This window comes from Janibacter cremeus (genome assembly GCF_029395675.1).
GTDB classification, from domain to species: Bacteria; Actinomycetota; Actinomycetes; order Actinomycetales; family Dermatophilaceae; genus Janibacter; species Janibacter cremeus_A.
The window spans coordinates 2,233,470-2,257,817 of the sequence record NZ_CP115184.1 but is presented as its reverse complement, the minus strand read 5'-3'; the positions used below and the strand labels follow the sequence as shown (position 1 = coordinate 2,257,817).

At 71.1% G+C, this 24,348-nt stretch carries 25 protein-coding genes; 16 read left to right on the top strand and 9 right to left on the bottom strand.

What is annotated here, in order from left to right:
* The first annotated feature begins 15 nt into the window (after positions 1-15).
* The 4 genes from O9K63_RS10640 to O9K63_RS10625 all read left to right on the top strand — a co-directional run bounded on the left by O9K63_RS10640 (position 16) and on the right by O9K63_RS10625 (position 2,058).
* Positions 16-1,041 carry a DnaJ C-terminal domain-containing protein gene (locus O9K63_RS10640; RefSeq protein WP_277237677.1) on the top strand — a complete coding sequence of 342 codons (1,026 nt, stop codon included), beginning with the start codon at positions 16-18 and terminating at the stop codon, positions 1,039-1,041.
* Positions 1,042-1,076: 35 nt separating this feature from the next.
* A complete protein-coding gene (locus O9K63_RS10635; protein ID WP_277242308.1) occupies positions 1,077-1,535 on the top strand; it encodes a heat shock protein transcriptional repressor HspR in 459 nt (152 codons plus the stop codon).
* Positions 1,536-1,690: 155 nt separating this feature from the next.
* Complete coding sequence (locus O9K63_RS10630) at positions 1,691-1,870, top strand: hypothetical protein (RefSeq protein WP_277237675.1); 180 nt, start codon at positions 1,691-1,693, stop codon at positions 1,868-1,870.
* Complete coding sequence (locus O9K63_RS10625; protein ID WP_277237673.1) at positions 1,870-2,058, top strand: helix-turn-helix transcriptional regulator; 189 nt, start codon at positions 1,870-1,872, stop codon at positions 2,056-2,058. Before O9K63_RS10630 ends, O9K63_RS10625 begins: the two co-directional genes overlap by 1 nt.
* 48 nt (positions 2,059-2,106) lie before the next feature.
* On the opposite strand, the gene O9K63_RS10620 is transcribed toward O9K63_RS10625, so the two are convergent.
* Positions 2,107-3,318: a TerC family protein gene (locus tag O9K63_RS10620; RefSeq protein WP_277237671.1), complete on the bottom strand. Its 1,212-nt coding sequence runs from the start codon at positions 3,316-3,318 to the stop codon at positions 2,107-2,109.
* Between the two features lie 78 nt (positions 3,319-3,396).
* Positions 3,397-4,236: an SGNH/GDSL hydrolase family protein gene (locus tag O9K63_RS10615; RefSeq protein WP_277237669.1), complete on the bottom strand. Its 840-nt coding sequence runs from the start codon at positions 4,234-4,236 to the stop codon at positions 3,397-3,399.
* Between the two features lie 128 nt (positions 4,237-4,364).
* On the opposite strand from O9K63_RS10615, the gene O9K63_RS10610 reads away from it, so the two are divergent.
* Positions 4,365-4,940, top strand: a complete 576-nt coding sequence (locus O9K63_RS10610; RefSeq protein WP_277237667.1) for a TIGR03086 family metal-binding protein — start codon at positions 4,365-4,367, stop codon at positions 4,938-4,940.
* Between the two features lie 101 nt (positions 4,941-5,041).
* Here the strand turns inward: O9K63_RS10610 and O9K63_RS10605 are convergent, their stop codons facing one another.
* Positions 5,042-6,256, bottom strand: a complete 1,215-nt coding sequence (locus O9K63_RS10605) for a cysteine desulfurase-like protein (RefSeq protein WP_277237665.1) — start codon at positions 6,254-6,256, stop codon at positions 5,042-5,044.
* Between the two features lie 106 nt (positions 6,257-6,362).
* Here O9K63_RS10605 and O9K63_RS10600 point away from each other — a divergent pair, with 106 nt between their 5' ends.
* Positions 6,363-6,620 carry a ribonuclease E inhibitor RraB gene (locus O9K63_RS10600; protein ID WP_277237663.1) on the top strand — a complete coding sequence of 86 codons (258 nt, stop codon included), beginning with the start codon at positions 6,363-6,365 and terminating at the stop codon, positions 6,618-6,620.
* Positions 6,621-6,732: 112 nt separating this feature from the next.
* Positions 6,733-8,226: an LCP family protein gene (locus tag O9K63_RS10595; RefSeq protein ID WP_277237661.1), complete on the top strand. Its 1,494-nt coding sequence runs from the start codon at positions 6,733-6,735 to the stop codon at positions 8,224-8,226.
* Positions 8,227-8,300: 74 nt separating this feature from the next.
* Here O9K63_RS10595 and O9K63_RS10590 read toward each other — a convergent pair whose 3' ends face one another.
* A complete protein-coding gene (locus O9K63_RS10590; protein WP_277237660.1) occupies positions 8,301-8,900 on the bottom strand; it encodes a DoxX family protein in 600 nt (199 codons plus the stop codon).
* Between the two features lie 198 nt (positions 8,901-9,098).
* On the opposite strand from O9K63_RS10590, the gene clpB reads away from it, so the two are divergent.
* On the top strand, positions 9,099-11,672 hold the full coding sequence (gene clpB / locus O9K63_RS10585; protein WP_277237659.1) for an ATP-dependent chaperone ClpB: 2,574 nt from the start codon (positions 9,099-9,101) through the stop codon (positions 11,670-11,672).
* 75 nt (positions 11,673-11,747) lie between these two features.
* Here the strand turns inward: clpB and O9K63_RS10580 are convergent, their stop codons facing one another.
* From O9K63_RS10580 to O9K63_RS10570, 3 genes are read right to left on the bottom strand one after another with little or no spacing between them, the layout of a single operon-like run.
* The gene (locus O9K63_RS10580) at positions 11,748-12,176 is read right to left on the bottom strand and encodes a DUF1330 domain-containing protein (RefSeq protein ID WP_277237657.1); all 429 of its coding nucleotides are present in this window, start codon (positions 12,174-12,176) and stop codon (positions 11,748-11,750) included.
* Positions 12,173-13,261 (bottom strand): acyl-CoA dehydrogenase family protein, encoded by a 1,089-nt coding sequence (locus O9K63_RS10575; RefSeq protein ID WP_277237655.1) that lies wholly within the window; start codon positions 13,259-13,261, stop codon positions 12,173-12,175. The genes O9K63_RS10580 and O9K63_RS10575 overlap by 4 nt, the downstream gene beginning before the upstream one ends.
* Positions 13,262-13,270: 9 nt before the next feature.
* Positions 13,271-14,446, bottom strand: coding sequence for an acyl-CoA dehydrogenase family protein (locus tag O9K63_RS10570; RefSeq protein ID WP_277237653.1), 1,176 nt, complete (start codon positions 14,444-14,446; stop codon positions 13,271-13,273).
* Positions 14,447-14,568: 122 nt separating this feature from the next.
* Between O9K63_RS10570 and O9K63_RS10565 the strand changes: the two genes are divergently transcribed.
* From O9K63_RS10565 to O9K63_RS10555, 3 genes are read left to right on the top strand one after another with little or no spacing between them, the layout of a single operon-like run.
* The gene (locus O9K63_RS10565; RefSeq protein ID WP_277237651.1) at positions 14,569-15,624 is read left to right on the top strand and encodes an FAD-dependent oxidoreductase; all 1,056 of its coding nucleotides are present in this window, start codon (positions 14,569-14,571) and stop codon (positions 15,622-15,624) included.
* Positions 15,625-15,633: 9 nt separating this feature from the next.
* Positions 15,634-16,323, top strand: coding sequence for an LppX_LprAFG lipoprotein (locus O9K63_RS10560; protein WP_277237650.1), 690 nt, complete (start codon positions 15,634-15,636; stop codon positions 16,321-16,323).
* A 20-nt stretch (positions 16,324-16,343) separates the two neighbouring features.
* Positions 16,344-18,023: an MFS transporter gene (locus tag O9K63_RS10555; protein ID WP_277242307.1), complete on the top strand. Its 1,680-nt coding sequence runs from the start codon at positions 16,344-16,346 to the stop codon at positions 18,021-18,023.
* Here O9K63_RS10555 and O9K63_RS10550 read toward each other — a convergent pair.
* Together O9K63_RS10550 and O9K63_RS10545 are read right to left on the bottom strand one after the other, a co-directional pair.
* Positions 17,985-18,869 carry an alpha/beta fold hydrolase gene (locus O9K63_RS10550; protein WP_277237649.1) on the bottom strand — a complete coding sequence of 295 codons (885 nt, stop codon included), beginning with the start codon at positions 18,867-18,869 and terminating at the stop codon, positions 17,985-17,987. The genes O9K63_RS10555 and O9K63_RS10550 overlap by 39 nt on opposite strands.
* Positions 18,866-19,684: an exodeoxyribonuclease III gene (locus O9K63_RS10545; protein WP_277237648.1), complete on the bottom strand. Its 819-nt coding sequence runs from the start codon at positions 19,682-19,684 to the stop codon at positions 18,866-18,868. The genes O9K63_RS10550 and O9K63_RS10545 overlap by 4 nt, the downstream gene beginning before the upstream one ends.
* A gap of 257 nt (positions 19,685-19,941) precedes the next feature.
* Between O9K63_RS10545 and O9K63_RS10540 the strand changes: the two genes are divergently transcribed.
* The 5 genes from O9K63_RS10540 to O9K63_RS10520 all read left to right on the top strand — a co-directional run bounded on the left by O9K63_RS10540 (position 19,942) and on the right by O9K63_RS10520 (position 24,345).
* Positions 19,942-21,012, top strand: a complete 1,071-nt coding sequence (locus tag O9K63_RS10540; protein ID WP_277237647.1) for an IS110 family transposase — start codon at positions 19,942-19,944, stop codon at positions 21,010-21,012.
* Between the two features lie 14 nt (positions 21,013-21,026).
* On the top strand, positions 21,027-21,773 hold the full coding sequence (locus tag O9K63_RS10535) for a dienelactone hydrolase family protein (protein WP_277237645.1): 747 nt from the start codon (positions 21,027-21,029) through the stop codon (positions 21,771-21,773).
* Positions 21,770-22,534 carry an SDR family NAD(P)-dependent oxidoreductase gene (locus O9K63_RS10530; protein ID WP_277237643.1) on the top strand — a complete coding sequence of 255 codons (765 nt, stop codon included), beginning with the start codon at positions 21,770-21,772 and terminating at the stop codon, positions 22,532-22,534. The genes O9K63_RS10535 and O9K63_RS10530 overlap by 4 nt, the downstream gene beginning before the upstream one ends.
* Positions 22,535-22,604: 70 nt before the next feature.
* Positions 22,605-23,159 carry an orotate phosphoribosyltransferase gene (gene pyrE, locus O9K63_RS10525; protein WP_277237641.1) on the top strand — a complete coding sequence of 185 codons (555 nt, stop codon included), beginning with the start codon at positions 22,605-22,607 and terminating at the stop codon, positions 23,157-23,159.
* 145 nt (positions 23,160-23,304) lie between these two features.
* The gene (locus O9K63_RS10520) at positions 23,305-24,345 is read left to right on the top strand and encodes an ABC transporter substrate-binding protein (protein WP_277237640.1); all 1,041 of its coding nucleotides are present in this window, start codon (positions 23,305-23,307) and stop codon (positions 24,343-24,345) included.
* The last annotated feature ends 3 nt before the right edge of the window (positions 24,346-24,348 follow it).

The following is a 24,348-nucleotide window of genomic DNA, read 5'->3' as shown; positions in this document are numbered from 1 at the left end:
CGGAAGGAGGAGAACATGGCAAGTCAGGACTGGTTGGACAAGGACTTCTATGCCGTCCTCGGGGTCAGCAAGGACGCCGAGACGAGCGAGATCAAAAAGGCCTACCGGAAGCTCGCCAAGCAGTACCACCCCGACCGCAACGAGGGGAACCCAGCGGCCGAGCAGAAGTTCAAGGACATCGGCGAGGCCCATGCCGTGCTCTCCGACCCCGAGGAGCGGCGCGAGTACGACGCGATCCGCTCCATGACCGGCGGGGGTGCCCGCTTCACCGCGGGCGGCCCCGGTGGCAACGGGGGCTTCGAGGACATCTTCTCCGCCTTCGGCGGGGGAGGGGGCGGTTCCCGGATGCGCTACAGCACCGGGGGCGGCTCCCCCTTCGCCGGGGGCGGGGCCGGTGAGCCGGACCTGGAGGACATCCTCTCGATGTTCGGCGGTGGCGCCGGGCCAGCCGGCTTCGGTGGCCAGGGCGCCGGTTTCCGCTCGCCCCGTGGACCGCAGAAGGGTGCCGACCTCACCGCCCGGACACAGCTGTCCTTCCGCGACGCCGTCGAGGGGCGCACCATCTCCCTCGACGTCAACGGCGAGAAGGTCAACGCCAAGATCCCCGCCGGCGTCAAGGACGGGCAGAAGATCCGCGTGCGCGGCAAGGGCGCCCACGGCGACCCGAGCGTCGGGCGTGGCGACCTGATCCTCACCGTCTCGGTGCAGGCGCACCCGGTCTTCGGGCGCGACGGCAACAACCTGACGATCGACCTGCCGGTGACCTTCGCCGAGGCGGCGCTCGGGGCGACCGTGGCCGTGCCGACCCTCGACGGGTCGAGCGTGAAGGTCAAGATCGCCCCCGGCACCCCGAGCGGCCGTGTGCTGCGGCTCAAGGGGCGCGGGGTGGCGACCGCCAAGGCGAAGGGGGACCTGCTCGCCAAGGTGCAGATCGTCGTGCCGACCGATCTCAGCGATGCCGAGCGCGAGGCCATCCAGGTCCTGCGCGACTCGGCCACCGGTGACCCGCGCGCAGACCTCGCGTCCGCGGCGCGGGGCTGACCGCGGGAGACCGACGCAGAGAGGACGTGAGCTCGATGGCCCGGATCTCGGGACTGAGCGGTGACGACGAGTCCCCGGTCTTCGTCATCTCCGTCGCCGCCGAGCTCGCCGGCATGCACGCGCAGACGTTGCGTCAGTACGACCGGATGGGGCTCGTCATCCCCTCGCGCACCCGTGGTGGCGGACGGCGGTACAGCGCCGCCGACGTCACCCGGCTGCGCGAGGTGCAGCGCCTCTCCCAGGACGAGGGCGTCTCCCTCGGCGGGATCCAGCGCATCTTCGAGCTCGAGCACCAGGTGGCCGCCCTGCGCGCCCGGGTCGAGGAGCTCGACGCGGAGCTCGCCGAGGCACGCGAGGAGCTCGGCCAGGGTCGCCGGTTCTTCGCCGTCGGCTCGCAGGGCGACATCGTCGCGCTGCGCCACGGGCAGCGACCGCGCCCCCGCAACGCCGGCCAGGCCCTCGTCGTCTGGCGCCCGCACACCCGGCGGGACTGACTCCCCTTCGCCCGTCGATACGAACTACTGCAGGCAGCAGCTTGTATCGTCCGCCGTACCTCGAGCTGCTGCAGACGATACGAAGTGCGGCTGACTCCTCCCACTGGCCCCTCGAGTTCGACGCTCACGTCGAGGACAGCGTCGAGTCGCGATGGATGGAGCGTGCGACGGCCGGCGCCTTCCTCGATGTGGTGATCGCGGTCGGCGTCGCGCTGACGCTCACCTCGCTCCTCGACCTCGACGTGCCGGGGCGACTGGTCCTGCTGGGCCTCCTCGGGGGTGCCTGCGCCGACACCGCGCTGCGGTACAGGGTCCTCTCCCGCCGCGAGGCCTGATGGACAACGATCTCGCCGACCGCCGGATGCAGCGCGGCTGGTCGCAGACCCGCCTGGCGGAGGAGCTGGGCGTGTCCCGGCAGACGGTCATCTCGATCGAGCGCGGCCGCTTCGACCCGAGCCTGCCGCTGGCCTTCCGGATCGCCGCCACCTTCGACTGCGCGATCGAGGACGTCTTCCACCCCTGACGCGACCCGCATGCCGCCGTCCGGGTCGAGTGGGTCGGGCCCGCCGGGCTACGGCCTGGGCGAGGACTCCCGACCCTCGTCGACGGCCCTCTCGTGCTGCTCGACGGCACGCTCGATGAGCCGCTGCAGCTCCTCCTCCTCACGCGCCTTCTGCCGGTACTTCGGGCCCAGCGCGCGGATCTGCGCGCCCTCGGCGACGAGCGCCCGGTAAACGCGCTCGCGCTCCTCGGCGTCGGTCGTGTAGTTGAGGTCCAGGTACTCGGTGGCGTGCCGGCGAGCACCCGCGATGGCGTTCTGCGCCCGACCGGCCTTGCTGAAGAGCGACATCGCGATCGTCACGACGAGGATCGAGACGATGACGCCGAGCGAGAGGCCTGTCGTGACCTCCACGACGTCGACCGGCTCCCCGTTGTTGATGAAGGGCAGGGTGTTCTCGTGGAGGGCGTGGATGATCAGCTTGACGCCGATGAAGACGAGGATCCCGGCCAGGCCGTAGGAGAGGTAGATCAGCCGGTCGAGGAGCCCGTCGATGAGGAAGTAGAGCTGTCGCAGGCCGAGCAGCGAGAACGCCGTCGCGGTGAAGACGATGTAGACGTCCTGGGTGAGTCCGAAGATCGCCGGGATCGAGTCGAGCGCGAAGAGGATGTCGGTGCCGGCGATGGCGACCATCACCAGGAGCATCGGCGTCATCGCCCGCTTGCCGTCGTCGACGGTGAAGAGCTTGTCCCCGTCGTAGTAGTCGGTGGTGTGGATGACCTTGCGGGCCAGCCGGACCACGATGTTGTCGCCGGCATGGTCGCTGCTCGACTCGGACCGCAGCATGTTGCCGGCCGTGATGATGAGGATCAGCCCGAAGAAGTAGAAGACCCAGGCGAAGGTGTTGATCAGGGCCGCGCCGAGGAAGATGAACCCGGTGCGGGCGAGGAGCGCGAAGACGATGCCGAAGAGCAGGACCTTCTGCTGGTCCTCGCGCGGCACCGCGAAGCTGGACATGATCACGAGGAAGACGAAGAGGTTGTCCACCGAGAGCGCCTTCTCGGTGACGTAGCCGGCGAAGTACTCGCCTCCTGCGCTCCCCCCGCCGAGGAGGAGCACGGCGAGGCCGAAGACGATCGCGATGCCGACGTAGACGGCCGACCAGATCGCCGCCTCGCGAAGGGTGGGCACGTGCGCTTTGCGCACGTGGAAGAAGAAGTCGAACAACAGCAGACCCGCGATCAGGACGATCGTCGCGGCCCAGATCCCTGCACTGACCTCCACGAGGCCTCCGTCCGTCGTACCCGGCGTGTGTCCTCAGCATCCTGACATCCCCGGCCGCAGGGTCCGAACGCGAGGTCCTCAGGTGCCGTGGAGGGCGGCGTCCCGGGGTCGTCGCTGCCGCTCGAGGGTGGCCTGCTCCGCGGCCAACCGCTTCATCCCGTCGGCCGGGTGGATGGGCACCGGCCACTTCGGCCGCGTGGTGTCCCCGTCGTACTCGCCACGGAGCCGGCGTCGGACCAACGGGAGCACCTCGTCCCGGACGAAGGTCGCCTCCGTGCGCGCCATGTGTCGCCACCCGGTCGTCTTCCCGGGCACCAGGTCGCGCAGCCTGAGCGTGTGCGGCACCTCCAGTGCGTCGGCGACGGCCGCGGCCATCCGCTTGTGCCCCTGTCGCGACATGTGGATCCGGTCCGGCGACCACAGCGACCTCTGGTCGAACTCACGCATGCGGGTGTGGTCGACGAGCACGGCCCCGTGCGTGGCGGCGAGGTCGCGCACCGCGGCGTTGAGGGTGCGCACGCGGCGCACCAGGGGCTCGAGGAGGAGGCTCGTCTGCGGCTCGAAGGTCGTGAAGACGACGACCTGCGCGTCCGCGTCGACGAGTCGCTGCAGTGCTGCCTCGTAGCGACGGATGATGTCGTCGACATCGGCCCGCAGGGACAGCAGGTCATTGCCACCGGCGGCGAAGGTCACGTGCGTCGGTCGCATCGACAGCGCCGGCTCGAGCTGGTCGGCGACGACCTGGTCGAGGAACTTGCTGCGGATCCCGAGGTTCGCGTAGCGCCACGTCCGGTCGGCCCTGCCCAGCTGGCGGGCGAGGCGGTCGGGCCAGCCGCGCAGGCCGTTGGGGTAGTGCAGGTGCGGGTCGCCCACACCCTCGGTGAAGGAGTCGCCGATCGCGACGAGGAGGCCGCTCATGTCGCGTCCATGCCACCCGGTCCGGCGACGTGCGGCAAGCCCTTCGACGCAGGCTTCGCCGAGGGTTCGCGCGGCGTTCACGAGCGGCGTCGGGGTCGGGCCCAGCGCGGGGATGGCACTCTGGGGCCATGCCCCTTCCTCGCGATGCCGCCTCCGTCTTCGACCGCAAGAACACGCCGTTGATGCGTCTCGTCGACTCCGTCGACCCGCAGCAGCTCGCCGGCCCGAGCCCGTGCGAGGGCTGGACGGGCGCCGACGTGGTCCAGCACCTCATCGACACCCAGCGCGACTTCCTCCAGAAGGCCGGGGCCGACATGCCCGACCCGACGCCGAGGGTCGAGGCGCTGGGCGCGTCCACGGCGTGGCGCACGCACGCCGAGGCGGTCGCCCGCCAGCTCGCCGACGACACCCTCGCCGAGCGCCCGTACGAGACCCCCTTCGGGGCGAGCACGGTCGGTGGGGCCTTCGAGCGGTTCTTCGGCTTCGACCTGCTCGTGCACCGGTGGGACATCGGCCGCACGGCCGGGACGGAGGTCGTCTTCAGCGACCGCGAGCTCGACCAGATCGCGGAGTCCATCGCCGGATTCGGCGAGGCCATCCGTGGCGAAGGGGTGTGCGGACCGGCGGTGGAGGTCCCCGCCGACGCCTCCCGTCAGGACCGCCTCATCGGTCTGACGGGCCGCGACCCCTACGCAACTGCTTAGGCTTTTGCGGTCCGGAGGTCGACCCCCCCCTTCGCAACTGCTTAGGCTTTTGCGGTCCGGAGGTCGAATTCTTCGCAACTGCTTGGGCTCTTGCGTACACCTCAGGTGAGGAAGTCGCGCAATCCGGCCAGGAGTCGGTCGACGTCCGAGTCGTCGGTGTAGGGCGCCAGACCCACCCGCATCCCGCTGTCGACCGGGAGATCGAGCGCGCGGAAGGGCTCGTAGGCGTAGAAGCTCCCGGCCGGCGCGAGGACATCGCGCTCGCCGAGGAACCGGTAGGCCTCTGCGGCATCCCGGTCGGCGAAGGTGAAGAACAGTGTGGGGGTGCGCTGCTCGGCCACGGAGTGGACGGTGACGCGGTCGCCCAGCTCGGCCAGGCCCCCTTCGACCCTCTCGCGGAGGCGGTCCTCATGCTCGCGCACGAGCTCGTGGGCCCGGACCAGCCGGTCGCGCCGGCTGCCACCCTCCGGGGCGATGTCGGCGATGACGTCGACCGCTGCCGTCGCACCGGCCATCAGCTCGTAGGGCAGCGTCCCGAGCTCGAACCGCTCCGGCACCTCGTCCGTGGAGGGCAGCAACTTGTCGGGGGTGAGCGTCGCCAGCAGCCCGGGGTCCGCGGCGAGCGCGGCACAGTGCGGCCCGAAGAACTTGTAGGGCGAGCAGACGTAGAAGTCGGCACCCAGGGCGGCCACGTCCACGCTCGCGTGCGCGGTGTGGTGGACGCCGTCGACGTAGACGAGCGCCCCCACGCGGTGCGCCGCCTCGGCGATCTTGGCCACCCGGGGCTGCGTGCCCAGGAGGTTCGACGCGGCGGTGAGCGCCACGAGCCGGGTGCGTCCGGTGATCACCCCGTCGATGCCGCTGAGGTCGAGGTCGCCCGTGGCCGGGTCGAGCGGCAGCCACCGCACGGTCGCGCCGACGGCCTCGGCCACCTGCACCCAGGGGCGGACGTTCGAGTCGTGGTCGAGCTGGCTGACGACGACGTCATCACCCGGGCCCCACCCCTTCGCCACTGTCCGGGCGATGTCGTAGGTGATCTGGGTGGCGCTGCGGCCGTAGACGATGCCCTCCGGTCGGGCACCGAGCAGATCGGCCAGCGCGCCGCGGAAGCCCGCGATCGCCTCCTCGGCGTTCGTCTCGCTGACCACGCCGCTGCCGCGGTTGGACAGCGGCCCGGTCAGGGTGCGGGCGACGGCCTCGCCCACCACCGCCGGAGTCTGGGTGCCTCCCGGGCCGTCGAAGTGGGCGATGCCGGAGGACAGGGACGGGAACTTCGCGCGCAGCGCAGCGACGTCGAGCTTCTTCTCCTGGGACATGACCTGACCAGACCACGTCTCCCGGGCGCTGTAAAGACCGGGTCACCCCGGGGTCTCGCCCGTGCGACGTGGCACCGGGAGCGGCCCGCGTGGGAAAATCGAGGTCATGACCGAGCACCTCATCGTCTTCCCCGACCGTGACGACGCCGAGCGCGTCGCCGACGACCTCGTCGACGAGGGGTACCTCGAGGTGCGGGTCGTGCGCGAGGCGCTCGCCGGTGAGGACGACGGCGAGGACCACGAGTGGGCGGTCCACGTCGTCGAGGGTGGAGCCGGGGACTCCGCTCCCTCCGAGGGAGCACGTGAGCGCTTCGCCGCGCTGGCCGAGGAGTTCGACGGCTGGTACGACCCCGACCCCGTGTGACGGGCCGCCGGGGTGGAACTTACCTCGGCGAGCCGCCGTTGTGTCACCATGTCGGTTGAAATCTGCCCACGGACGCCTCCGTCCACGGGAGCGAACGCGAAGGGTGGCACGTGTGGCTTCTCGGCATGCGCCTGCGGGCCGCCATCTCGGCCTCGGGGAACGAGGGGCCAACGCACGGCGCACCGCGCGGCAGGCCCGGCGCTACTACACGCTGACGGCGGCCAGCACCGTCGTCCCCGGCCTCGGGCTCCTGCGCACCCGGCGCCGGACCGGGCAGGTCATCCTCGCCGGCTTCGTCGTGGCCCTGGTCGTCGCGATCATCTACGTGCTCGCCAAGGGCCTGATGGGCGTCATCACCGTCGGTGTCAGCCGCAACGCGCTCACCGTGGTCATCCCCGTCGTCGTCATCGCCGCCGCGGTGTGGGTGTGGGGCATCGTCACCACCGCCCGTGACAACCTGCCGGTGGGCGCCAGCGGCCGGCCGAGGATCGCGATGATCGTCTTCGCGGCACTGGCGTGCGTGCTCGTCATCGCGCCCGCGGCGCAGACGGTGCGCTACGCCGCGATCCAGCACTCCCTCATCGGCAATGTCTTCGACACCCTGCGCCCCGAGGGCGCGGTGGGACCGGCCGGTGGCGAGGACCCGTGGGCCGGCACCGACCGGGTGAACATGCTGCTCCTGGGCTCCGACGCCGGCAAGGGCCGGATCGGCACCCGACCGGACGCGATCATGGTCGCGAGCATCGACCCGCAGTCGGGCGAGACGGTCCTCTTCGGCATTCCGCGCAACCTGCAGGACATCCCCTTCTCGGAGAGCAACCCGCTCTCGGAGATCTACCCGGACGGGTACAACTGCGGCGACCAGTGCCTCATGGAATTCGTCTGGACGCTGGGCGAGGACCACGCCGACCTCTTCCCCGACAGCCCGGAGCCGGGCCTGACGGTGACCAAGGACGCCGTGAGCCAGATCCTGGACCTGGACGTCGACTACACGACTGTGGTCAACCTCGAGGGCTTCACCCAGCTCGTCGACGCCATGGGCGGCGTGGAGATCGACGTCCAGGAGCGGGTCTGCATCGGCTGCAAGCTCGACGCGGCCGGCAACGTCGTCGGGACGACGGGGTGGATCGAGCCCGGCGTGCAGCGGCTCGACGGTTTCCACGCCCTCTGGTACTCGCGCTCCCGAGCGGCCTCGCAGGACGGTGACTTCTCCCGGATGCGCCGCCAGCGGTGCATGGTCGGGGCGCTGCTCAACCAGGTCAACCCGACGTCGATGCTCATGCGGTACCCGGCGCTGGCCTCGACGCTCGAGGACAACGTCCGGGTGGACATCCCCGAGCAGGACCTCGACGAGTGGGCCGAGCTGGTGCTGACGATCCAGGAGGGCGACTCGATCAAGTCGCTGCCGCTGACCAACGACAACATCGACGTCGTCAACCCCGACTACGACCGGATCCACCGGATGGTCGACGAGGCGATCGACCCGCCGGAGCCGACGTCCGAGCCGACGACCTCCAGCCCGACCACCTCCACCCCGACGCCGTCCGAGACCCCGTCCCCGAGCGAGACGAGCGAGTCCGCGAGCGACATCAGCGCCACCTGCTGAGCCGCCGCCGGGACACGCACGAGCCCGCCCCCGCTCGGTGAGCGGGGGCGGGCTGGTGGCCGAGGGCCGGGTGGTCAGCGCAGCCAGCCGTTGCCGACCTTCCTGCCCCACCAGCGGCCCAGGCCCCAGGTGTCACCGGAGAGCGTGTACGCCGCCACGAGGAGGACGAGCGCCTCGATCCAGTGGGAGTCGGTGACCGGGTTCGTGAAGCCCATGTTCGCCTGACCGATCGGCAGCGCCGCCAGGTACATGAAGGCCATCAGGATCGTGCCGCCCCAGGCCGCGATCTTCAGGCCGGCGCCGGTGAGCATGGCCAGGCCGATGCCGAAGAGGCCGAACATGAACAGCGCGTCAGCGACGGAGCCGAAGGTCTCGGCCATCCAGGTGAACATGCCGGCGAAGGGGCTGTCGGCCGTGGCGTTGAGCATGTAGCCCTGGGCGGGGGCCCCGCCGTTGATCACCGCAGCCTCGGACTCCGTGCCGTAACCCAGACCGAACAGCTTGTCGATGAAGGGCCACATGAAGGTCCAGCCGATGAGGATCCGCATGGCGGCCAGCAGCTTTCGGGCGAAGCCGGAGCGGACGACGTCGTCGTTGAAGAGGGTGGCGCCACCGCGCACCGCGCGGTCGGCGGCAGCGTCTTCCCGGGCCGGGGTGGGGATGTGGGTGCTCATGACGATCCTTTCGGATTCTGCGGTGGTGGAGGGTCGTCCGACCTTCCACTACCGATAGTAGTACTACGACGCCTCGGAGTAAAGTGGATCACGTCTCGACCACCGGCCGTACCGCTGCACGTCGAAGGTTGAGCGGAATAGACTCAACTTTGATCCGGTTGATCCGTGCAGATGATCCACCAGCCGTGAAGGAGAACCATGGAGTTCCAGCCGACGACGAAGGTCGCCGAGGCCCTCGCCCTCGCCCAGCGGTCCGCCCAGACCGAAGGACACCCCGAAGTCACCCCCAACCACCTCGTCAGCGCCCTCGTGCGCCTGGACACCCCGCAGTGCGACACGCTGCTGCAGGCCGCCGGGACCGGCGCCTCGCACGTGCTCGGCCAGGCCGACGCCGCGCTGCGCTCCCTGCCCACCACGAGCGGTGCCGCCCAGCCCCCTTCGCTCAGCCGGGAGACCGGAGCCGTGCTGAAGCAGGCCGACACCCTGATGCGGTCGAAGGGGGACACCCACCTCGCCCTCGACATCCTCCTGCTCGCGCTGGCCGAGGCCGGCCACCTCGCCGCGATCGAGAAGCGCGGGGCGAAGGACATGGAGGCGAAGATCGAGGAGCTGCGCGCCGGCCGCAAGGTCACCTCGGAGACCCCGGCGGACGGGGGAGAGGCCCTCGAGCAGTACGGGACCGACCTGACCGCCGCGGCCCGCGACGGCAAGCTCGACCCGGTCATCGGCCGCGACGCGGAGATCCGCCGCGTGGTCCAGGTGCTCTCCCGCCGGACGAAGAACAACCCCGTGCTCATCGGTGACCCCGGCGTCGGCAAGACCGCCGTCGTGGAGGGGCTCGCCTCGCGCATCGTCGACGGTGACGTGCCGGAGTCGTTGCGCGACAAGCGCCTCGTCAGCCTCGACCTGAGCGCGATGGTCGCGGGGGCGAAGTACCGCGGCGAGTTCGAGGAGCGCCTCAAGGCCGTCCTCGAGGAGATCAAGTCGAGTGAGGGCGAGGTCATCACCTTCATCGACGAGCTGCACACGGTGGTCGGAGCGGGGGCCGGCGGCGACAGCGCCATGGATGCCGGCAACATGCTCAAGCCGATGCTCGCCCGCGGCGAGCTGCGTCTCGTCGGCGCGACGACGCTCGACGAGTTCCGTGAGCACATCGAGAAGGACCCCGCGCTGGAGCGTCGCTTCCAACAGGTCTTCGTCGGTGAGCCGAGCGTCGAGGACTCCATCGCGATCCTGCGCGGGCTCAAGGAGCGCTACGAGGCGCACCACAAGGTGGAGATCGAGGACACGGCACTCGTCGCGGCAGCGACCCTCTCCGACCGGTACATCACCGGCCGCAAGCTGCCGGACAAGGCGATCGACCTGGTGGACGAGGCGGCCTCGCGGCTGCGCATGGAGATCGACTCCTCACCCGTCGAGATCGACGAGCTGCGTCGTGCCGTCGACCGGCTGAAGATGGAGGAGCTGCACCTGAAGAACGAGACCGACGACGCCTCGCGCGACCGTCTCGACCGGCTGCAGAAGGACCTCGCCGACAAGTCCGAGGAGCTCGCTGCGCTGACGGCGCGGTGGGAGGCCGAGAAGACCGGTCTCAACGCCGTCGGTGAGCTCAAGTCGCGGTTGGACGACCTGCGCACGCAGGCCGACCGGCTGCAGCGCGAGGGTGACTTCGAGGGTGCGTCGCGTCTGCTGTACGGCGAGATCCCCACGGTGGAGAAGGAGCTCGAGGAGGCCCAGGCCCAGGAGTCGCAGACGGCCAGCAGCGACGAGTCGCCGATGGTCAAGGAGCGCGTCGGCAGCGACGACATCGCCGAGGTCATCGCGGCCTGGACCGGCATCCCCGCCGGGCGCCTGCTGCAGGGGGAGACGGAGAAGCTGCTGAGCATGGAGTCGATCATCGGCTCGCGGCTCGTCGGCCAGACCGACGCCGTGCGTGCGGTCTCGGATGCCGTGCGGCGCAGCCGTGCCGGCGTCGCCGACCCGGACCGTCCCACCGGCTCCTTCCTCTTCCTGGGCCCGACCGGCGTCGGCAAGACCGAGCTGGCGAAGTCGTTGGCGGACTTCCTCTTCGACGACGAGCGGGCCATGGTCCGCATCGACATGTCGGAGTACTCCGAGAAGCACGCGGTCGCGCGCCTCATCGGTTCGCCTCCCGGCTACGTCGGCTACGAGGAAGGGGGCCAGCTCACCGAGGCGGTGCGTCGCCGGCCCTACTCCGTCGTCCTGCTGGACGAGGTGGAGAAGGCCCACCCCGAGACCTTCGACATCCTGCTGCAGGTGCTCGACGACGGGCGCCTGACGGACGGTCAGGGGCGCACGGTCGACTTCCGCAACGTCATCCTCGTGATGACGAGCAACCTCGGCAGCCAGTTCCTCACCGACCCGAGCATCGATCCGTCCGAGCAGCGCGAGTCGGTGCTGGGCATGGTGCGGCAGGCGTTCAAGCCGGAGTTCCTCAACCGGCTCGACGAGATCGTCGTCTTCGACGCCCTCACGCGGGACGAGCTGAGCCACATCGTCGAGCTGCAGGTGCGCGAGATGTCGGCACGACTGGCCGACCGTCGCATCGAGCTCGAGGTCACCGAGGCCGCTCGTGGCTGGCTGGCGGAGAAGGGCTACGACCCCGCCTACGGGGCCCGTCCGCTGCGTCGCCTGGTGCAGAAGCAGATCGGTGACCGCCTGGCCACCGCCCTGCTCGCCGGGGACGTGCGCGACGGCTCCTCCGTCGTCGTCGACGTCGATGACGAAGGGGAGGGCCTCACCCTGCGGTGAGACCGTCCCCGGACCCCTTGGACACGGCCGTCCGGCGCCCTCCACCAGCGTGTGGGGGGCGCCGAACGTCGTCGCTCACGCGAAGCCTGCCCCGCCCTCGCGCGGGTCGAACCTGATCAGGCGACTGTCCGCCACGGCCGCCGTTCGGTTGACGACCGCCTGCTGGTACTCCTCGTCGGAGATCATGGCGAAAAAGGCTGCTGCAGAGGGGTATTCGGCGATGAAGCCGGCATCCCACTGCTCCTCGGACGGCCCGGTCAAGGTCACCCGGGGCTTCCCGCGCCAGATGATCCGTCCGCCGACGCGCTGGAGGACGGGACCGCTCGTACGGCCGTACTCGCGGTAGGCGTCCGCGCCGCTCCAGTCCTTCCCGGCGTTCTCGTGGCCCGCCGGGTAGGCCGCCTTGTCCCGGTATCGGATCAGGTTGAGCATCTGGATCGGTTCGTCGCGCGGCAGCGACTTGAACTGGTCGAACGCCTCCCTGGTCGGATCGACGTGACTCATGCCAAGACCTCGACGCCCTCGTGGTCGTCGATCCGCGTGGCGAGCTCGGCCAGGTGTGAGCGCCGGTCGCCCCAGGTGCGGGTGAGCGCAGTGAGCCGAGCGGTGAGGTGACCGACGGCGTGCTCGGCGGTCACTCCGATGCCACCGTGCATCTGGATCGCCTCCTGGCCGATGAGTCGCGCTGCACCGTCCACCACGACCCGCGCCCGGAGGACGTGGTCCACGTCGAGCGGGCGCTCGTCGGCGGCCATTGCGGCGTACAGCGTTGCACTGCGTGCGAGCTCGAGCTGGGCGTACATGTCAGCGGCCCGGTGCGTGAGGGCCTGGAAGCTCGCCAGCGTCCGGCCGAATTGGGTTCGCGTGCCGAGGTACTCGGTCGTCAGGCGCAGGGCCTCCTGCATGACGCCGACGGCCTCGGCGCACAGGACCACCCCACCGAGGGCGAGCGCCTCCCGCAGAGCGGTCTCCGCCGACGGGCCCTGGGCGAGCAGGGTCGCGGGGCTGCTGTCGAGGACGAGCTCTTCACCGGTCCCACCGGAGGAGGGGAGGAGGAAGACGCCGGTGCCCGACTCGGTGGCGGCGGACACGAGCAGGTGGGTGGCGGCCGGGGCGTATCGCACTGGCGCCTTGGTGCCGCTGAGGGTCCACGAACCGGTCCCCTCGGAGGCGGTGACGTCGGTCGGCGCGGGCGACCACGCGCGCAGCGGCTCGGCGAGTGCCGGGATCGGGAGTGCGCTCCCTTCGCTCACGGCGCCGAGAACCTCCCGGCGCACGTCCGCCGGAGCGAGCGCCCGGACGAGCGCGCCGGCGACCACGCACTCGGCGAGGGGAACCTGCACCCCTGAACGTCCGATCGCGGTCGCCGCGGCGGCGAGGTCCGTCATCCCTGCTCCAAGACCGCCGTCCTCCTCGGACCACAGGAGTCCGGGGACACCGGTCTCGACCAGGCTTGACCACAACGTCTCGTCGTGGGCGGGTGGAGCCGCGGACTCCTCGCGTCCGGTGGCCAGGGAAGCATGGCGGCGGAGGGTGCCCCGAACGGCTTCGGCGAGCGCCTGCTGTTCGTCGGTGGGGGTGAAGTCCATGGGTCAGCGTCAGCCCTTCAGTCCAAGAATGGTTCCGGCGACGATGCTGCGCTGGACCTCGCTGGATCCGCCGTAGATCGTGGCCTTGCGGTAGTTGAGGTAGGTGGGCACGCTCTGCGCGGCCCACTCGGGTACCGAGTCGAGGGCGTCCCAGACCAGGGCCATGGGGCCGCTGATGTCCACGGCGAGCTCGAGGACGTCCTGCTGCAGCTGGGAGCCACACAGCTTGAGGATCGACGAGGCCGGGTCGGGACGCCCGTCCTCGGACGTTCCGGAGACCCGGACGGCGGTCAGCTCGACGGACATCAGCTGGGCCTCGACCTCGGCGAATCGCGCGGCGATGGCCGGGTCGGCGAGCAGGGTGCCGTCGCCGAGGCGGACCTGTTGCGCGTGCTCCTTGAGCTGGACGAGCCAACGCTTGATCAGGCCGGTGTTGGCGACGCCGACGCGCTCGTTGCCCAGGAGGAACTTCGCGTAGTCCCACCCGCGGTTCTCCTCGCCCACCAACTGGTCCGCCGGGACGCGGACCTCGTCGAGGAAGACGTCGTTGACCTCGACGCCCCCGTCGAGGGTCCGGATGGGACTGACCGTCACGCCCTCGCTGCGCATGTCGAGGAGGAGGAAGGAGATGCCGGCCTGCTTCTTCGGCGCATCGGGGTCGGTGCGCACGAGGGCGAACATCCAGTCGGCGTGCTGGCCGAGGGTGGTCCAGGTCTTCTGCCCGGTGACGACGTACTCGTCACCGTCCCGGACGGCGGTCGTCCGCAGCGAGGCGAGGTCGGAGCCGGCGCCCGGCTCGGAGAATCCTTGGCACCACCAGATCTCGGCAGTTGCCGTCTTCGGGAGGAATCGTCGTTTGAGACCCTCCGATCCGAAGGCGGCGATCACCGGACCGACCATCGACGTGTTGAAGGGCAGGGGCGGCGGCACGCCGGCCGCCTGGAGCTCGCTGTTCCAGATGTGTTTCTGCAGGGGGGTCCAGTCCTGGCCGCCCCACTCGGTCGGCCAGCCCGGTACAGCGAGCCCCGCCTCGGCGAGGGTCGCCTGGCTGCGCCGGATGTCCTCGGGGGACAACTTGTCCCCTGCGGCGACCTTGGTGCGCAGGTCCTGCGGGAACTCGGTCGTGAAGTAGTCCCGCATGCGTTGCTGGAACGCGGAGTCATCCGCTGAGAGGCGTCGATGCATGACGCCCAACGTACCCAGCGGTCGCAGCGGTGAACATGCTTTGACGAGATCGATTGCCTCCGCGCGCTGATGTCCCCGCCTGTGGAGTCGGCCGGGCCGTTGATCTCGGTAGCGTCGACGCCGTGCACCCTCGCGAACACGTCCTGATCGTCGGCGGCGGCATCGCCGGACTGGCCCTGGCGGCAGCGCTCGACCCGGGCCGCTTCCGGGTGACCCTCGTCGAGGAGCGCCCGGAGCGCGCCGGGGCGGGGACCGTCCTGGCGTTGTGGCGGGGTGCGATGGCCGACCTCGACCGCCTCGGTATGGGGGAGCGGGTCCGCGCGGCCTCGGTCCCCTGCGACCACGGCACCATCCGCGACACATCCGGTCAGGTCCTCGTCAGGCACCGCACCCCGCAGCTGTGGTTCGCGCCGCGGCCGGAGATCGTCGCCGCCCTCGAGAGCGCGCTTCCGCCCGGGGTCACCCGCTTCACCCGCGAGGTCACCGATCCCCGCGCGCTCGCGGCCGAGGTGGGCGCCGACCTGGTCGTCGGTGCGGACGGGGTGCGCTCCGTCTGTCGACAGTCCGCCTTCCCGGGCACTGCCCCCGTGGCCACCGACTGGATCGTGCTCCGCGGCCACCTGCCCGGGCCGCGACCGGAGGGGCCGACCGAGTGGTGGGGGCCCGGCGGGCTCTTCGGCATCACCCCGGGCCCACGCGGGGCCGCGTGGTTCTGCGCGGTCGGTACGGGCCGTGCCGACGGTCTCCAGGCGCCACCCCTCGAGGAGGCCCTCGCTCTGGCGACCGGCCGCTTCGGCGACTGGGACCCCCTTCTCCAGCGGGTCCTGGCCCAGGTCGGGGGCGAGGCGGACGTCCAGCGCATCCTGCTCGCACCGCCCCTGCGACGCAGCGCCGCCGACGGCCTCGTCCTCGTCGGCGATGCCGCCCACGGGATGGCGCCCAACCTCGGACGCGGCGCCAACGAGGCCATCCGGGACGCCGTCACCCTCGCGAGGATGCTCCACCGTCACGGGGCGAAGGGGGCGCCCCGCGCCTTCCACAGGCGGCGGCACGCCACCACCCAGGTCCTGCGCGCGGCCTCGTCGGTGGCCTTGCGGACGGCGACGACGACGCGGCTGGCCCGTGTGCGTGATCACGTCCTGCGCGCGGCGCCCGGGCAGGCCCCGCCCACGGGCTAGCGTGTGCGCATGCGACGACGCGCCGTGCTGGTCAGCCTCCCCCTTGCCCTGACCCTCGTCGGCGGGTGCACGGTCTTCGAGGAGACCACGCCCCCCGACGAGGCCCTCGCGACGGCACAGCAGTCCTTCGTCGACGCCGGGACCGTCGCCTTCGACCTCAAGCAGTCGGCCATCCCCAAGGGCCGCAACGGCGTCTCCGCCGCCACCGGCTCGGGGATCGTCGACGAGGCCACCCCGAAGTTCCGCGGTCAGGTCACCGGCGTCATCAACGGCAACTCGGCCGGTGTGGAGATCATTGCGGTCGACGAGGAGACGTGGATGTCCTTCTTCACCCAGGACTTCAACCGGGTGGACATGGCCGACCTCGGCTCCCCCAACCCGGCCGAGTTCTTCCGTGCCGGCAGCGGCGTCGACCAGATCCTGGAGACCAGCACCGATGTCGAGGCCGGGGAGAAGGTCCGCGACGGCGAGACCGTGCTGCAGGAGTACACCGGCACCGTCCCCGCGGAGGACATCCAGCGCCTGTTCAACCTGGGTGAGTCCGCCACCGAGTTCGACGTTGTCTACGGCATCGAGCCCGACAGCGGCGAGCTGCGCTCCGTCGTCATCGAGGGCGACTTCTACGAGGAGAAGCCGACGACCTTCGCCCTCGCCCTGAAGGACTACGGCAAGAACGTCGAGATCACCGCGCCCGAGTGATGGGCACCCCCGTGGCAGAGATGTCCCCGCGCCTGGGCGCGCGCCCGCGCACGCTGTTGGCCCTGGCGTCCACGGCCGTCGCCCTCGCCGCGGCGGACACCTATGTCGTCGTCCTCGCGCTGACCGACATGATGGCCGGCGTCGGCCTCGGCCTGGACAACCTGCAGCGCGCGGCCCCGATCATCTCCGGCTTCCTCCTGGGCTACGTCGCGGTCCTTCCGCTCATCGGCCGTCTCGCCGACCTCATCCCGCGCTCGCGGATCCTGCTGGGCTGCCTCGTCGTCTTCGTGGTCGGCTCCGGCGTGACCGCCCTGGCCGTCGACCTCGACGTCCTCGTCGCTGGACGCGTCGTCCAGGGCGTCGGCGGGGGCGGGCTCGTGCCGGCCACCCTCGCCCTGGTGGCCGACCTCTGGCCGCCGGGCCGCCGCGGCATGCCGCTGGGCATCGTGGGGGCGGTCCAGGAGCTGGGCTCCGTCCTCGGGCCCCTGCTCGGCGCCGCCGTCCTCGTCGTCGCCGACTGGCGGGCGATCTTCTGGCTCAACGTCGTCCTCGGCGTCCTGCTCTTCATCGCGATCGCCGCGGTCGCGGGGGAGAGGCGACGACCCCCCTTCGCCCCCACGGTGCTCGGGATCGTGGCCATCGGTCTGCTGTGGCTCACGCTCGCCGCCCCCGCCGCCCTGGCGACCGACGTCGTCCTCGGCCTCCCCTTCGTCCCCATCACCGGCGACGGCCGCGTGCTCACCCCGATCGGTGTCGTCACGGCGGTCCTGCTGCTCGTGCTCGTCGTCATCACGCGGGACCGCTGGTGGCCGCCGTTGCGGGTGAGTGACCTGCCGGGGGCCCTGCTGCTCGGCACCGCACTGGGCTGCATCATCCTCACCTTCGCCTCCGCGGACCCGGAGACGGAGGTGGTCGGCCCGCTCGGTTACGCGCTCCTGCCGGTCGCCGTCACCAGCGCCGCGCTCTACGTCTGGCGCCACCGGCGCGCCGAGAACCCGCTCGTGCCCCGCGGCACGGTCCGCGGACGCACCCCGTGGGCGCTGGTCGTCTCCTTCCTCGTCGGCGTCGCGCTCGTCGCGGTGGTCGTCGACGTCCCGCTCTTCTCCCGGCTGACCACGGGCGGGTCGCAGACCGAGGCGGCCATGCAGCTGGTGAAGTTCCTCCTCGCGGTCCCCGTCGGCGCACTCGTCGGCGGCTGGATCCTGCGCTGGGTCGGTGACGGCCTCTCCGCGGGCATCGGGCTCGTCCTCGGCACGGTCGGCCTCTTCGTGATGTCCGGGTGGGAGCGCGGCTCGCTCGAGGAGGTCTCGGCGACGGTCACGCTCGCCCTCGTCGGCTTCGGCCTGGGCATGGCCCTCGCCCCGGTCAACGATGCCGCGCTCGCCGACTCGCCGCAGGACGCCCACGGCACCGCGAGCAGCCTCGTCGTCGTCGCCCGGATGGTCGGGATGGTGGTCGGCCTCGCGCTGCTCACCGGGGTCGGACTGCACCGGTACTACCAGGCCGTGGCCGCGATGACGCCCGAGCAGCAGACCGACGGCCAGGCGTTGCTGGACGCGGCGCTGCTGCAGGTGCACACGGTCTTCCTCGGTGCCGCCGGTGCCTCCCTCCTCGGCGCGGCCGTCGCCCTCGCCCTGCTCGGGCTGCGGCGGCGCGAGGGGTCAGGCGCGCTGGCTCGCGGCTTCGGTGTCGAGGAGTGACTCGAGCCGCGTGACGACGAGGTCCGTCGCCTCGTAGGTGATCATGTGACCCACGCCGGGCACGGACCGGAAGGTCGCGCCCGGCACCAGCGCCGCCAGGCGCCGACCGGCTGAGACCGGGGTGAGCCGGTCGCGGGTGCCGGTGATGATCTCCGTCGGCATCGAGGCGAAGGGGGCCAGTCCCGACCGCAGGTCGAGTCCCATGATCGCCCGGTACCAGTCGGCGACGACGTTGGCGCGGGTGCGGCTGGTCATCCGGGCGGTGGCGCGGACCGCCCCCGGGTCGGGGTCCTCCCCGAAGAGGTTGGCCGCGGTCAGCCGCGGTGTCGTCGGCAGGCCGCGGAAGCCCGCGGGCAGCCGTCCGAGGACGGCCATGGCGAGCCGCTCGCCGGGGATGCCCCGACGGCCCGGCAGGTGTGCGGCCGTCCCGACGAGGGCGGCCCCGCGGACCCGCTCGCGCACGAGGTCCGGGTCGAGCCCGGCCAGCGCCATGATCGTCATGCCGCCCATGGAGTGGCCGGCGAGGACGAGGTCGTCCTCGGGCGCTGTGCTCTCGACGACCGCGCGCAGGGTCGCGCCGAGGTCGACGAGGTCGACCGAGCGGTCGAGGCCCACCGTGGAGTGGCCGTGGCCGGGCTGGTCATAGCTGATGATCCGCAGGTCGGGCTGCCGGGCCCGCAGCTCGGCGACCACAGGGTCCCAGGTCTCGTGGGTCAGGCACCAGCCGTGCGCGAGCACGACCGTGGGGCCGGTGGGGGCGCCCTCGGGCGCATGGTCGAAGACGGCGATGCGGGCGCCGTCGGGGGAGTCGACGGTCACCCGGCGGGCCGTCGGTGCGGGAGTCACTTGGCCTCGCGGGCGGCTGCCGCACCGTCGTCGCCGTCGAGGCCGACGATGACCGGGGCGTGGTCGCTGGCGCCCTTGCCCTTGCGCTCCTCGCGATCGATGGCCGCACCGGAGACGCGCTCGGCGAGGCTCGCCGACCCGAGGACGAAGTCGATGCGCATGCCGCGTCGCTTCGGGAAGGCCAGGCGCTGGTAGTCCCAGTAGGTGTAGGCCTCCGGGCCGGGGGCGTGCGGGCGCACGACGTCGACGAAGCCGTCCTCGAGGAAGGCGTTGAAGGCCGCCCGCTCCGGCGGCGACACGTGCGTCTTGTCGGCGAAGTACTCCATCGACCACACGTCCTCGTCGCGCGGGGCGATGTTCCAGTCCCCGCACAGCGCCAGGGGAGTGCCCTCGGCGGCCCAGTCGCCGGCGCGCTTGCGCAGCTGCTCGAGCCAGCCGAGCTTGTAGTCCATGTGCGGGTCGCCCAGGGCGCGACCGTTGGGGATGTAGAGGGACCAGACGCGCACGCCCCCGCAGGTCGCACCGATCGAGCGCGCCTCCGGTGCCGCCGGGTCCCCCCAGCCGGGGTCGCCGTCGAAGCCGACGGCGACGTCCTCCATGCCGACCCGCGAGAGGATCGCCACGCCGTTCCACTGGTTGAGGCCGTGGTGGGCGACCTCGTACCCGAGCGCGGTGAAGCGCTCGAGGGGGAACTGGTCCTCCCTGGCCTTGGTCTCCTGGATGGCGAGCACGTCGATGTCGCTGCGCTGCAGCCAGGCCTCGACGCGCTCGACTCGGGATCGGATGGAGTTGACGTTCCAGGTCGCGATACGCACGAGCGCCACCCTAGCCACCGACGGCGAGGCGACCTAGGTTCGGTCTCAGTGTCAGGGTGATGGTGCCGCTCACGCGGTGGTTGGATCCTGAGCACTGGGTGTCTGGCTCTTAGGTTCGTTGTCGCCTTCGGGCTGATGAGCATGGGTTCTGCCGTCACCTGGTGTGAAGGACCGGCCGGCGTGACTTGATAGGAGCGTGGCATCGCCCCCACTGAGATGTGTCCGCCGACCGGCCCAACCGTCCAGTCACTGATCAGGTGAAGGAGGCAACCACCATGGTTGTTGTTGGAGCCGATGTCCACAAGCGTTCGCACACATTCGTCGCGGTCGACCCGGTCGGCAAGCAGGTCGGGCAGCTGACCGTCCCGGCCGTCACCGAGGGCCACCGCAAGGCGCTGGCCTGGGCTCGGGATCGGTTCGGGGACGAGATCGTGTGGGCGATCGAGGACTGCCGGCACATGTCGGCTCGGTTGGAGCGGGACCTGCTCACCGCCGGGCAGCAGGTGGTGCGGGTGCCGCCGAAGATGATGGCCGAGCAGCGTCGGGTGGCGCGCACGCGGGGCAAGTCGGACCCGATTGACGCCTTGGCGGTGGCGCGGGCCTACCTGCGTGAACCCAGCCTTCCTGTGGCTACGCATGATGAGGCGTCCCGGGAGCTGAAGCTGTTGGTCGACCGCCGCGAAACGCTTGTGGCACAACGGACAGCGACGATCAACTCGCTGCTGTGGCGCGTGCACGAGCTGGACCCGGCCCGTGCGCCCAAGGCCCGCTCGTTGGACCTGGCCAAGCATCAGCAGGCGCTGCGCGCGTGGCTGGTCACCCTCGAGGGGGTCGTGGCCGAGCTGGCGCTGGAAGAGCTCGAGGACGTCATCGCCCTGACGGCCCGGGCCAAGACCTACGCCAAGCGCATCGCCGACCTGACCGCGCAGGCGGCGCCGACGCTGCTGGCGATGCCCGGGGTCGGGCCGTTGACCGCGGCCAAGCTGGTCGGTGAGTCCGCTGGCGCGTCACGCTTCCACAGCGAGGCAGCCTTCGCCCGGCACGCCGGCGCCGCGCCGATCCCCGTCTGGTCGGGCAACACCGCCGGACGGGTGCGCATGACCCGCTCGGGCAACCGTCAGCTCAACGCCGCACTGCACCGCATCGCCATCACCCAAGTCCGTCTGCAAGGCTCCTTGGGCAAGGCGTACTACGAGAAGAAGAAGGCCGAAGGCATGTCCAACCGCGAAGCCCTGCGCTGCCTCAAACGACGACTCGCACGCGTCGTCTTCCACCACCTGACCACCAACCAAGCCACCGCGAACACCGACCTCGCGGCCGCCGCTTGACATAGGAGTAACCCATGCGTCCCTTCATCGAGATCCCCGCCGCCGAGGGCACCGCCGAGGCGGTCATCGCCCGACCCGACGCCGGCTCGCACCCCGGTGTGCTGCTCTTCATCGACGCGATCGGCCTGCGCCAGCGCATCCAGGACATGGCCGACCGCATCGCCTCGTGGGGCTACATCGTCCTCGCGCCCAACACGATGTACCGGTCCGGCACCGCCGCCGAGACGACCCCGACCACCGACCTGCGCATCCCCGAGGAGCGGGCCGCGTACGGCAGGGTCATCGGGGAGTACCTCGCGCCGCTCACGGGCGCCGCCATCGACGCCGACCTGCCGCACTACATCGCTGCCCTGCGCGGGATCGACGGGGTCTCCGAGGGGCCGATCGGTGTCACCGGCTACTGCATGGGCGCGAAGTTCGCGACCCGCGCCGCCGGCCTCGACTCGAGCGTCGCGGCGTGCGGTGGCTTCCACGGTGCGATGATCGCGACGAGCGACCCGGACAGCCCGCACCACAGGCTCGTCGACGCGCAGGCGGCCTTCGTCTACGGGCACGCCGACAACGACGACAAGAACCCGCCCGAGGACATCGCCCGGCTGGACGCGATGCTCACCGAGCACGGCCTGCAGGCCCGCACCGCGGTCTACCCGGACGCCCCGCACGGCTTCACGATGAGTGACACCTCCAGCTACCAGGAGGTGGGTGCCGAGCGGCACTTCACCGAGCTGCGTGAACTCTTCGACGCCACGCTCGGCGCATGACCGCACTGGTCACCGGGGCGACCGCCGGCATCGGTCGCGAGTTCGCGGAGCAGCTGGCGGCGAAGGGGGTCGCCCTGGTCCTCGTCGCCCGCGACTCCGCGCGGCTGGAGTCGGTCGCGGCCGAGCTGCGCTCGGCCCACGGCGTGGCCGTGGAGGTGCTGCCGGCGGACCTGTCCGACCGGGAGGCGCTGGAGCGGGTGGCGGAGCGGTTGCGTGATCCCTCCCGACCGGTCGACCTCTTGGTCAACAACGCCGGGTACAGCCTGAGCTCGCGCTTCGTCGACAGCGACGTCCGTGCCGAGGAGCAGCTGCTCGACGTGCTCGTGCGCGCGGTCCTCGTGCTCAGCCACGCGGCCGCGACGACGATGCACGCGCGCGGTCACGGCCGGATCATCAACGTCTCCTCCGTCGCCGGGTACCTCGCGAGCGGGACCTACTCGGCAGCGAAGTCGTACGTGACCACCTTCAGCGAGTCGCTCGCGGGGCAGCTGGCGGGGACCGGGGTCTCGGTGACGGCGCTGCTGCCGGGGTACGTCCGCACGGAGTTCCACGAGCGGGCGGGCATCGACAAGGGCGAGCGGTCCGGCCCCCTCTGGCTCGACGCGGCCGACGTCGTGCGGGCGGCGCTCGCCGACGCCGAGTCCGGCGCCGTCGTCTCCGTCCCGAGCCCCCAGTACAAGGCGGTCGCCACCCTCGTGCGGCACCTGCCGCGCGCCCTGGTCCGCAGCCGGCGCGTCCGCTCCCTGCACCGCAAGGACTGAGTCTCCGGCCCCCTTCGCACGCCCCGTGGGGAAGTGCAGGCCCCGGGAGCGCGGCCATAGACTGCGGGCCGTGACTGACATCGCTGCCGACCGCGCCCGCCTGCTCGAGATCGTCAAGGACAAGGCCATCGTCCACGGACGGGTGACCCTCTCCTCCGGCGCGGAGGCCGACTACTACGTCGACCTGCGCCGCATCACCCTCGACGGCGAGGCCGCTCCGCTCGTCGGTCGGGTCATGCTCGACATGGTTGCCGACCTCGACTTCGACGCCGTCGGCGGGCTGACGCTCGGTGCCGACCCGGTCGCCACGTCGATGCTCCACGCCACCGCGGCGACGGGGGAGCGCCTGGACGCCTTCGTCGTGCGCAAGGCCGGCAAGGCGCACGGCCTGCAGCAGCGTATCGAGGGCCCGTCGATCGAGGGCCGTCGTGTGCTCATCGTCGAGGACACCTCGACGACCGGTTCCTCCCCGCTCGAGGCGGCCACCGCCGCCCGCGAGGCCGGCGCCGAGGTGGTCGCCGTCGCCACGATCGCCGATCGGGCCACCGGCGCGGCCGACCGGTTCGCCGAGGCGGGTCTGGAGTACCGGCACGTCTTCGGCCTGACCGACCTCGGCCTCGCCTGAGCCCCCGGGCGCGCCCGCCCGACGACGACGCGCACCACCGCCAAGGGCCGACCGGCACGGGTTTGCCTCGCGGACAACGGTTGCGTATAAGGTAAGCCAGTCCTAAGTTAGGACCTCCTTAGTCGTCCACCCCAAGGGAACGCCCATGTCGCCGAACCGCCGTGCCGTCATCACCTCGGCCCCCGCACTCCTCTTCGCCCTCTCGGCCTGCTCGACCGGCTCCGCCGCCGACAGCGGGTCCGCAGCGAAGGGGGGCGGGTCGGCCTCCGCGGAGCCCGGCGCCTTCCCGGTGACGCTCGAGCACGCCTTCGGCAGGACGGAGATCACCGAGGCCCCCACGCGCATCGCGACGGTCGGGTGGAACGACCACGACGTCCTCGCCTCCTTCGGGGTTTTGCCGGTCGGCGCCACCAAGATCACCTGGGGCGGCAACCAGCACGGCTCGACCGACTGGTTCGACGAGGCCGTCAAGGAGATCGACCCGGACGCGAAGATCGTGCGCTACGACGACACCGACGGCATCCCGGTCGACGAGATCGCCAAGCTCACCCCCGACCTCGTCCTCGGCGTCAACTCCGGCTTGACCAAGGAGGACTACCAGAAGCTGTCGAAGATCGCGCCGACCGTCGCCTACCCCGAGCTCGCCTGGGGCACGCCCTGGGAGGTCAGCGTGACGATGATCGGCAAGGCCATCGGCCGCCCCGACCAGGCCGGCAAGCTCATCGGCGAGACCAACCGACTCATCGACGACGCGGTGGCCGAGCACTCCGAGGTCAAGGGCAAGTCCGTCGCCTGGCTCTCCTTCAGCCCGACCGACAAGTCCAAGATCGACATCTACACGAGCATCGACCTGCGCCCTCAGTTGCTGCGCCGCTTCGGCATGGAGGACGCAGCGATCGTGAAGAAGAACTCGAAGGACGACGCCTTCTTCTTCTCCGTCTCCGCCGAGAAGGCACGCGACATCGACGCCGACGTCGTCATCTTCTATGTCGAGAGCGACAAGCAGGTCGACACGATCAAGAACGACCCGCTGCTCGGGAGGATCCCGGCGATCGAGCGGGGCAGCTTCGTCGCCTCCGCGGACAACTCCGTCGCGATGACGATGTCCTCGCCCTCGCCGATCTCCATGGAGGTCGCGGTGACGCAGTTCCTGCCCGAGGTGGCCGACGCCGCGAAGGCCGTCTGAGCC

Coding starts and splice junctions, on each gene's coding strand:
- O9K63_RS10640 (WP_277237677.1), top strand. CDS start 16: ATGGCAAGTCAGGACTGGTTGGACAAGGACTTCTATGCCGTCCTCGGG.
- O9K63_RS10635 (WP_277242308.1), top strand. CDS start 1,077: ATGGCCCGGATCTCGGGACTGAGCGGTGACGACGAGTCCCCGGTCTTC.
- O9K63_RS10630 (WP_277237675.1), top strand. CDS start 1,691: ATGGAGCGTGCGACGGCCGGCGCCTTCCTCGATGTGGTGATCGCGGTC.
- O9K63_RS10625 (WP_277237673.1), top strand. CDS start 1,870: ATGGACAACGATCTCGCCGACCGCCGGATGCAGCGCGGCTGGTCGCAG.
- O9K63_RS10615 (WP_277237669.1), bottom strand. CDS start 4,236: ATGAGCGGCCTCCTCGTCGCGATCGGCGACTCCTTCACCGAGGGTGTG.
- O9K63_RS10610 (WP_277237667.1), top strand. CDS start 4,365: ATGCCCCTTCCTCGCGATGCCGCCTCCGTCTTCGACCGCAAGAACACG.
- O9K63_RS10605 (WP_277237665.1), bottom strand. CDS start 6,256: ATGTCCCAGGAGAAGAAGCTCGACGTCGCTGCGCTGCGCGCGAAGTTC.
- O9K63_RS10600 (WP_277237663.1), top strand. CDS start 6,363: ATGACCGAGCACCTCATCGTCTTCCCCGACCGTGACGACGCCGAGCGC.
- O9K63_RS10590 (WP_277237660.1), bottom strand. CDS start 8,900: ATGAGCACCCACATCCCCACCCCGGCCCGGGAAGACGCTGCCGCCGAC.
- clpB (WP_277237659.1), top strand. CDS start 9,099: ATGGAGTTCCAGCCGACGACGAAGGTCGCCGAGGCCCTCGCCCTCGCC.
- O9K63_RS10580 (WP_277237657.1), bottom strand. CDS start 12,176: ATGAGTCACGTCGATCCGACCAGGGAGGCGTTCGACCAGTTCAAGTCG.
- O9K63_RS10575 (WP_277237655.1), bottom strand. CDS start 13,261: ATGGACTTCACCCCCACCGACGAACAGCAGGCGCTCGCCGAAGCCGTT.
- O9K63_RS10570 (WP_277237653.1), bottom strand. CDS start 14,446: ATGCATCGACGCCTCTCAGCGGATGACTCCGCGTTCCAGCAACGCATG.
- O9K63_RS10560 (WP_277237650.1), top strand. CDS start 15,634: ATGCGACGACGCGCCGTGCTGGTCAGCCTCCCCCTTGCCCTGACCCTC.
- O9K63_RS10555 (WP_277242307.1), top strand. CDS start 16,344: ATGTCCCCGCGCCTGGGCGCGCGCCCGCGCACGCTGTTGGCCCTGGCG.
- O9K63_RS10535 (WP_277237645.1), top strand. CDS start 21,027: ATGCGTCCCTTCATCGAGATCCCCGCCGCCGAGGGCACCGCCGAGGCG.
- O9K63_RS10530 (WP_277237643.1), top strand. CDS start 21,770: ATGACCGCACTGGTCACCGGGGCGACCGCCGGCATCGGTCGCGAGTTC.
- O9K63_RS10520 (WP_277237640.1), top strand. CDS start 23,305: ATGTCGCCGAACCGCCGTGCCGTCATCACCTCGGCCCCCGCACTCCTC.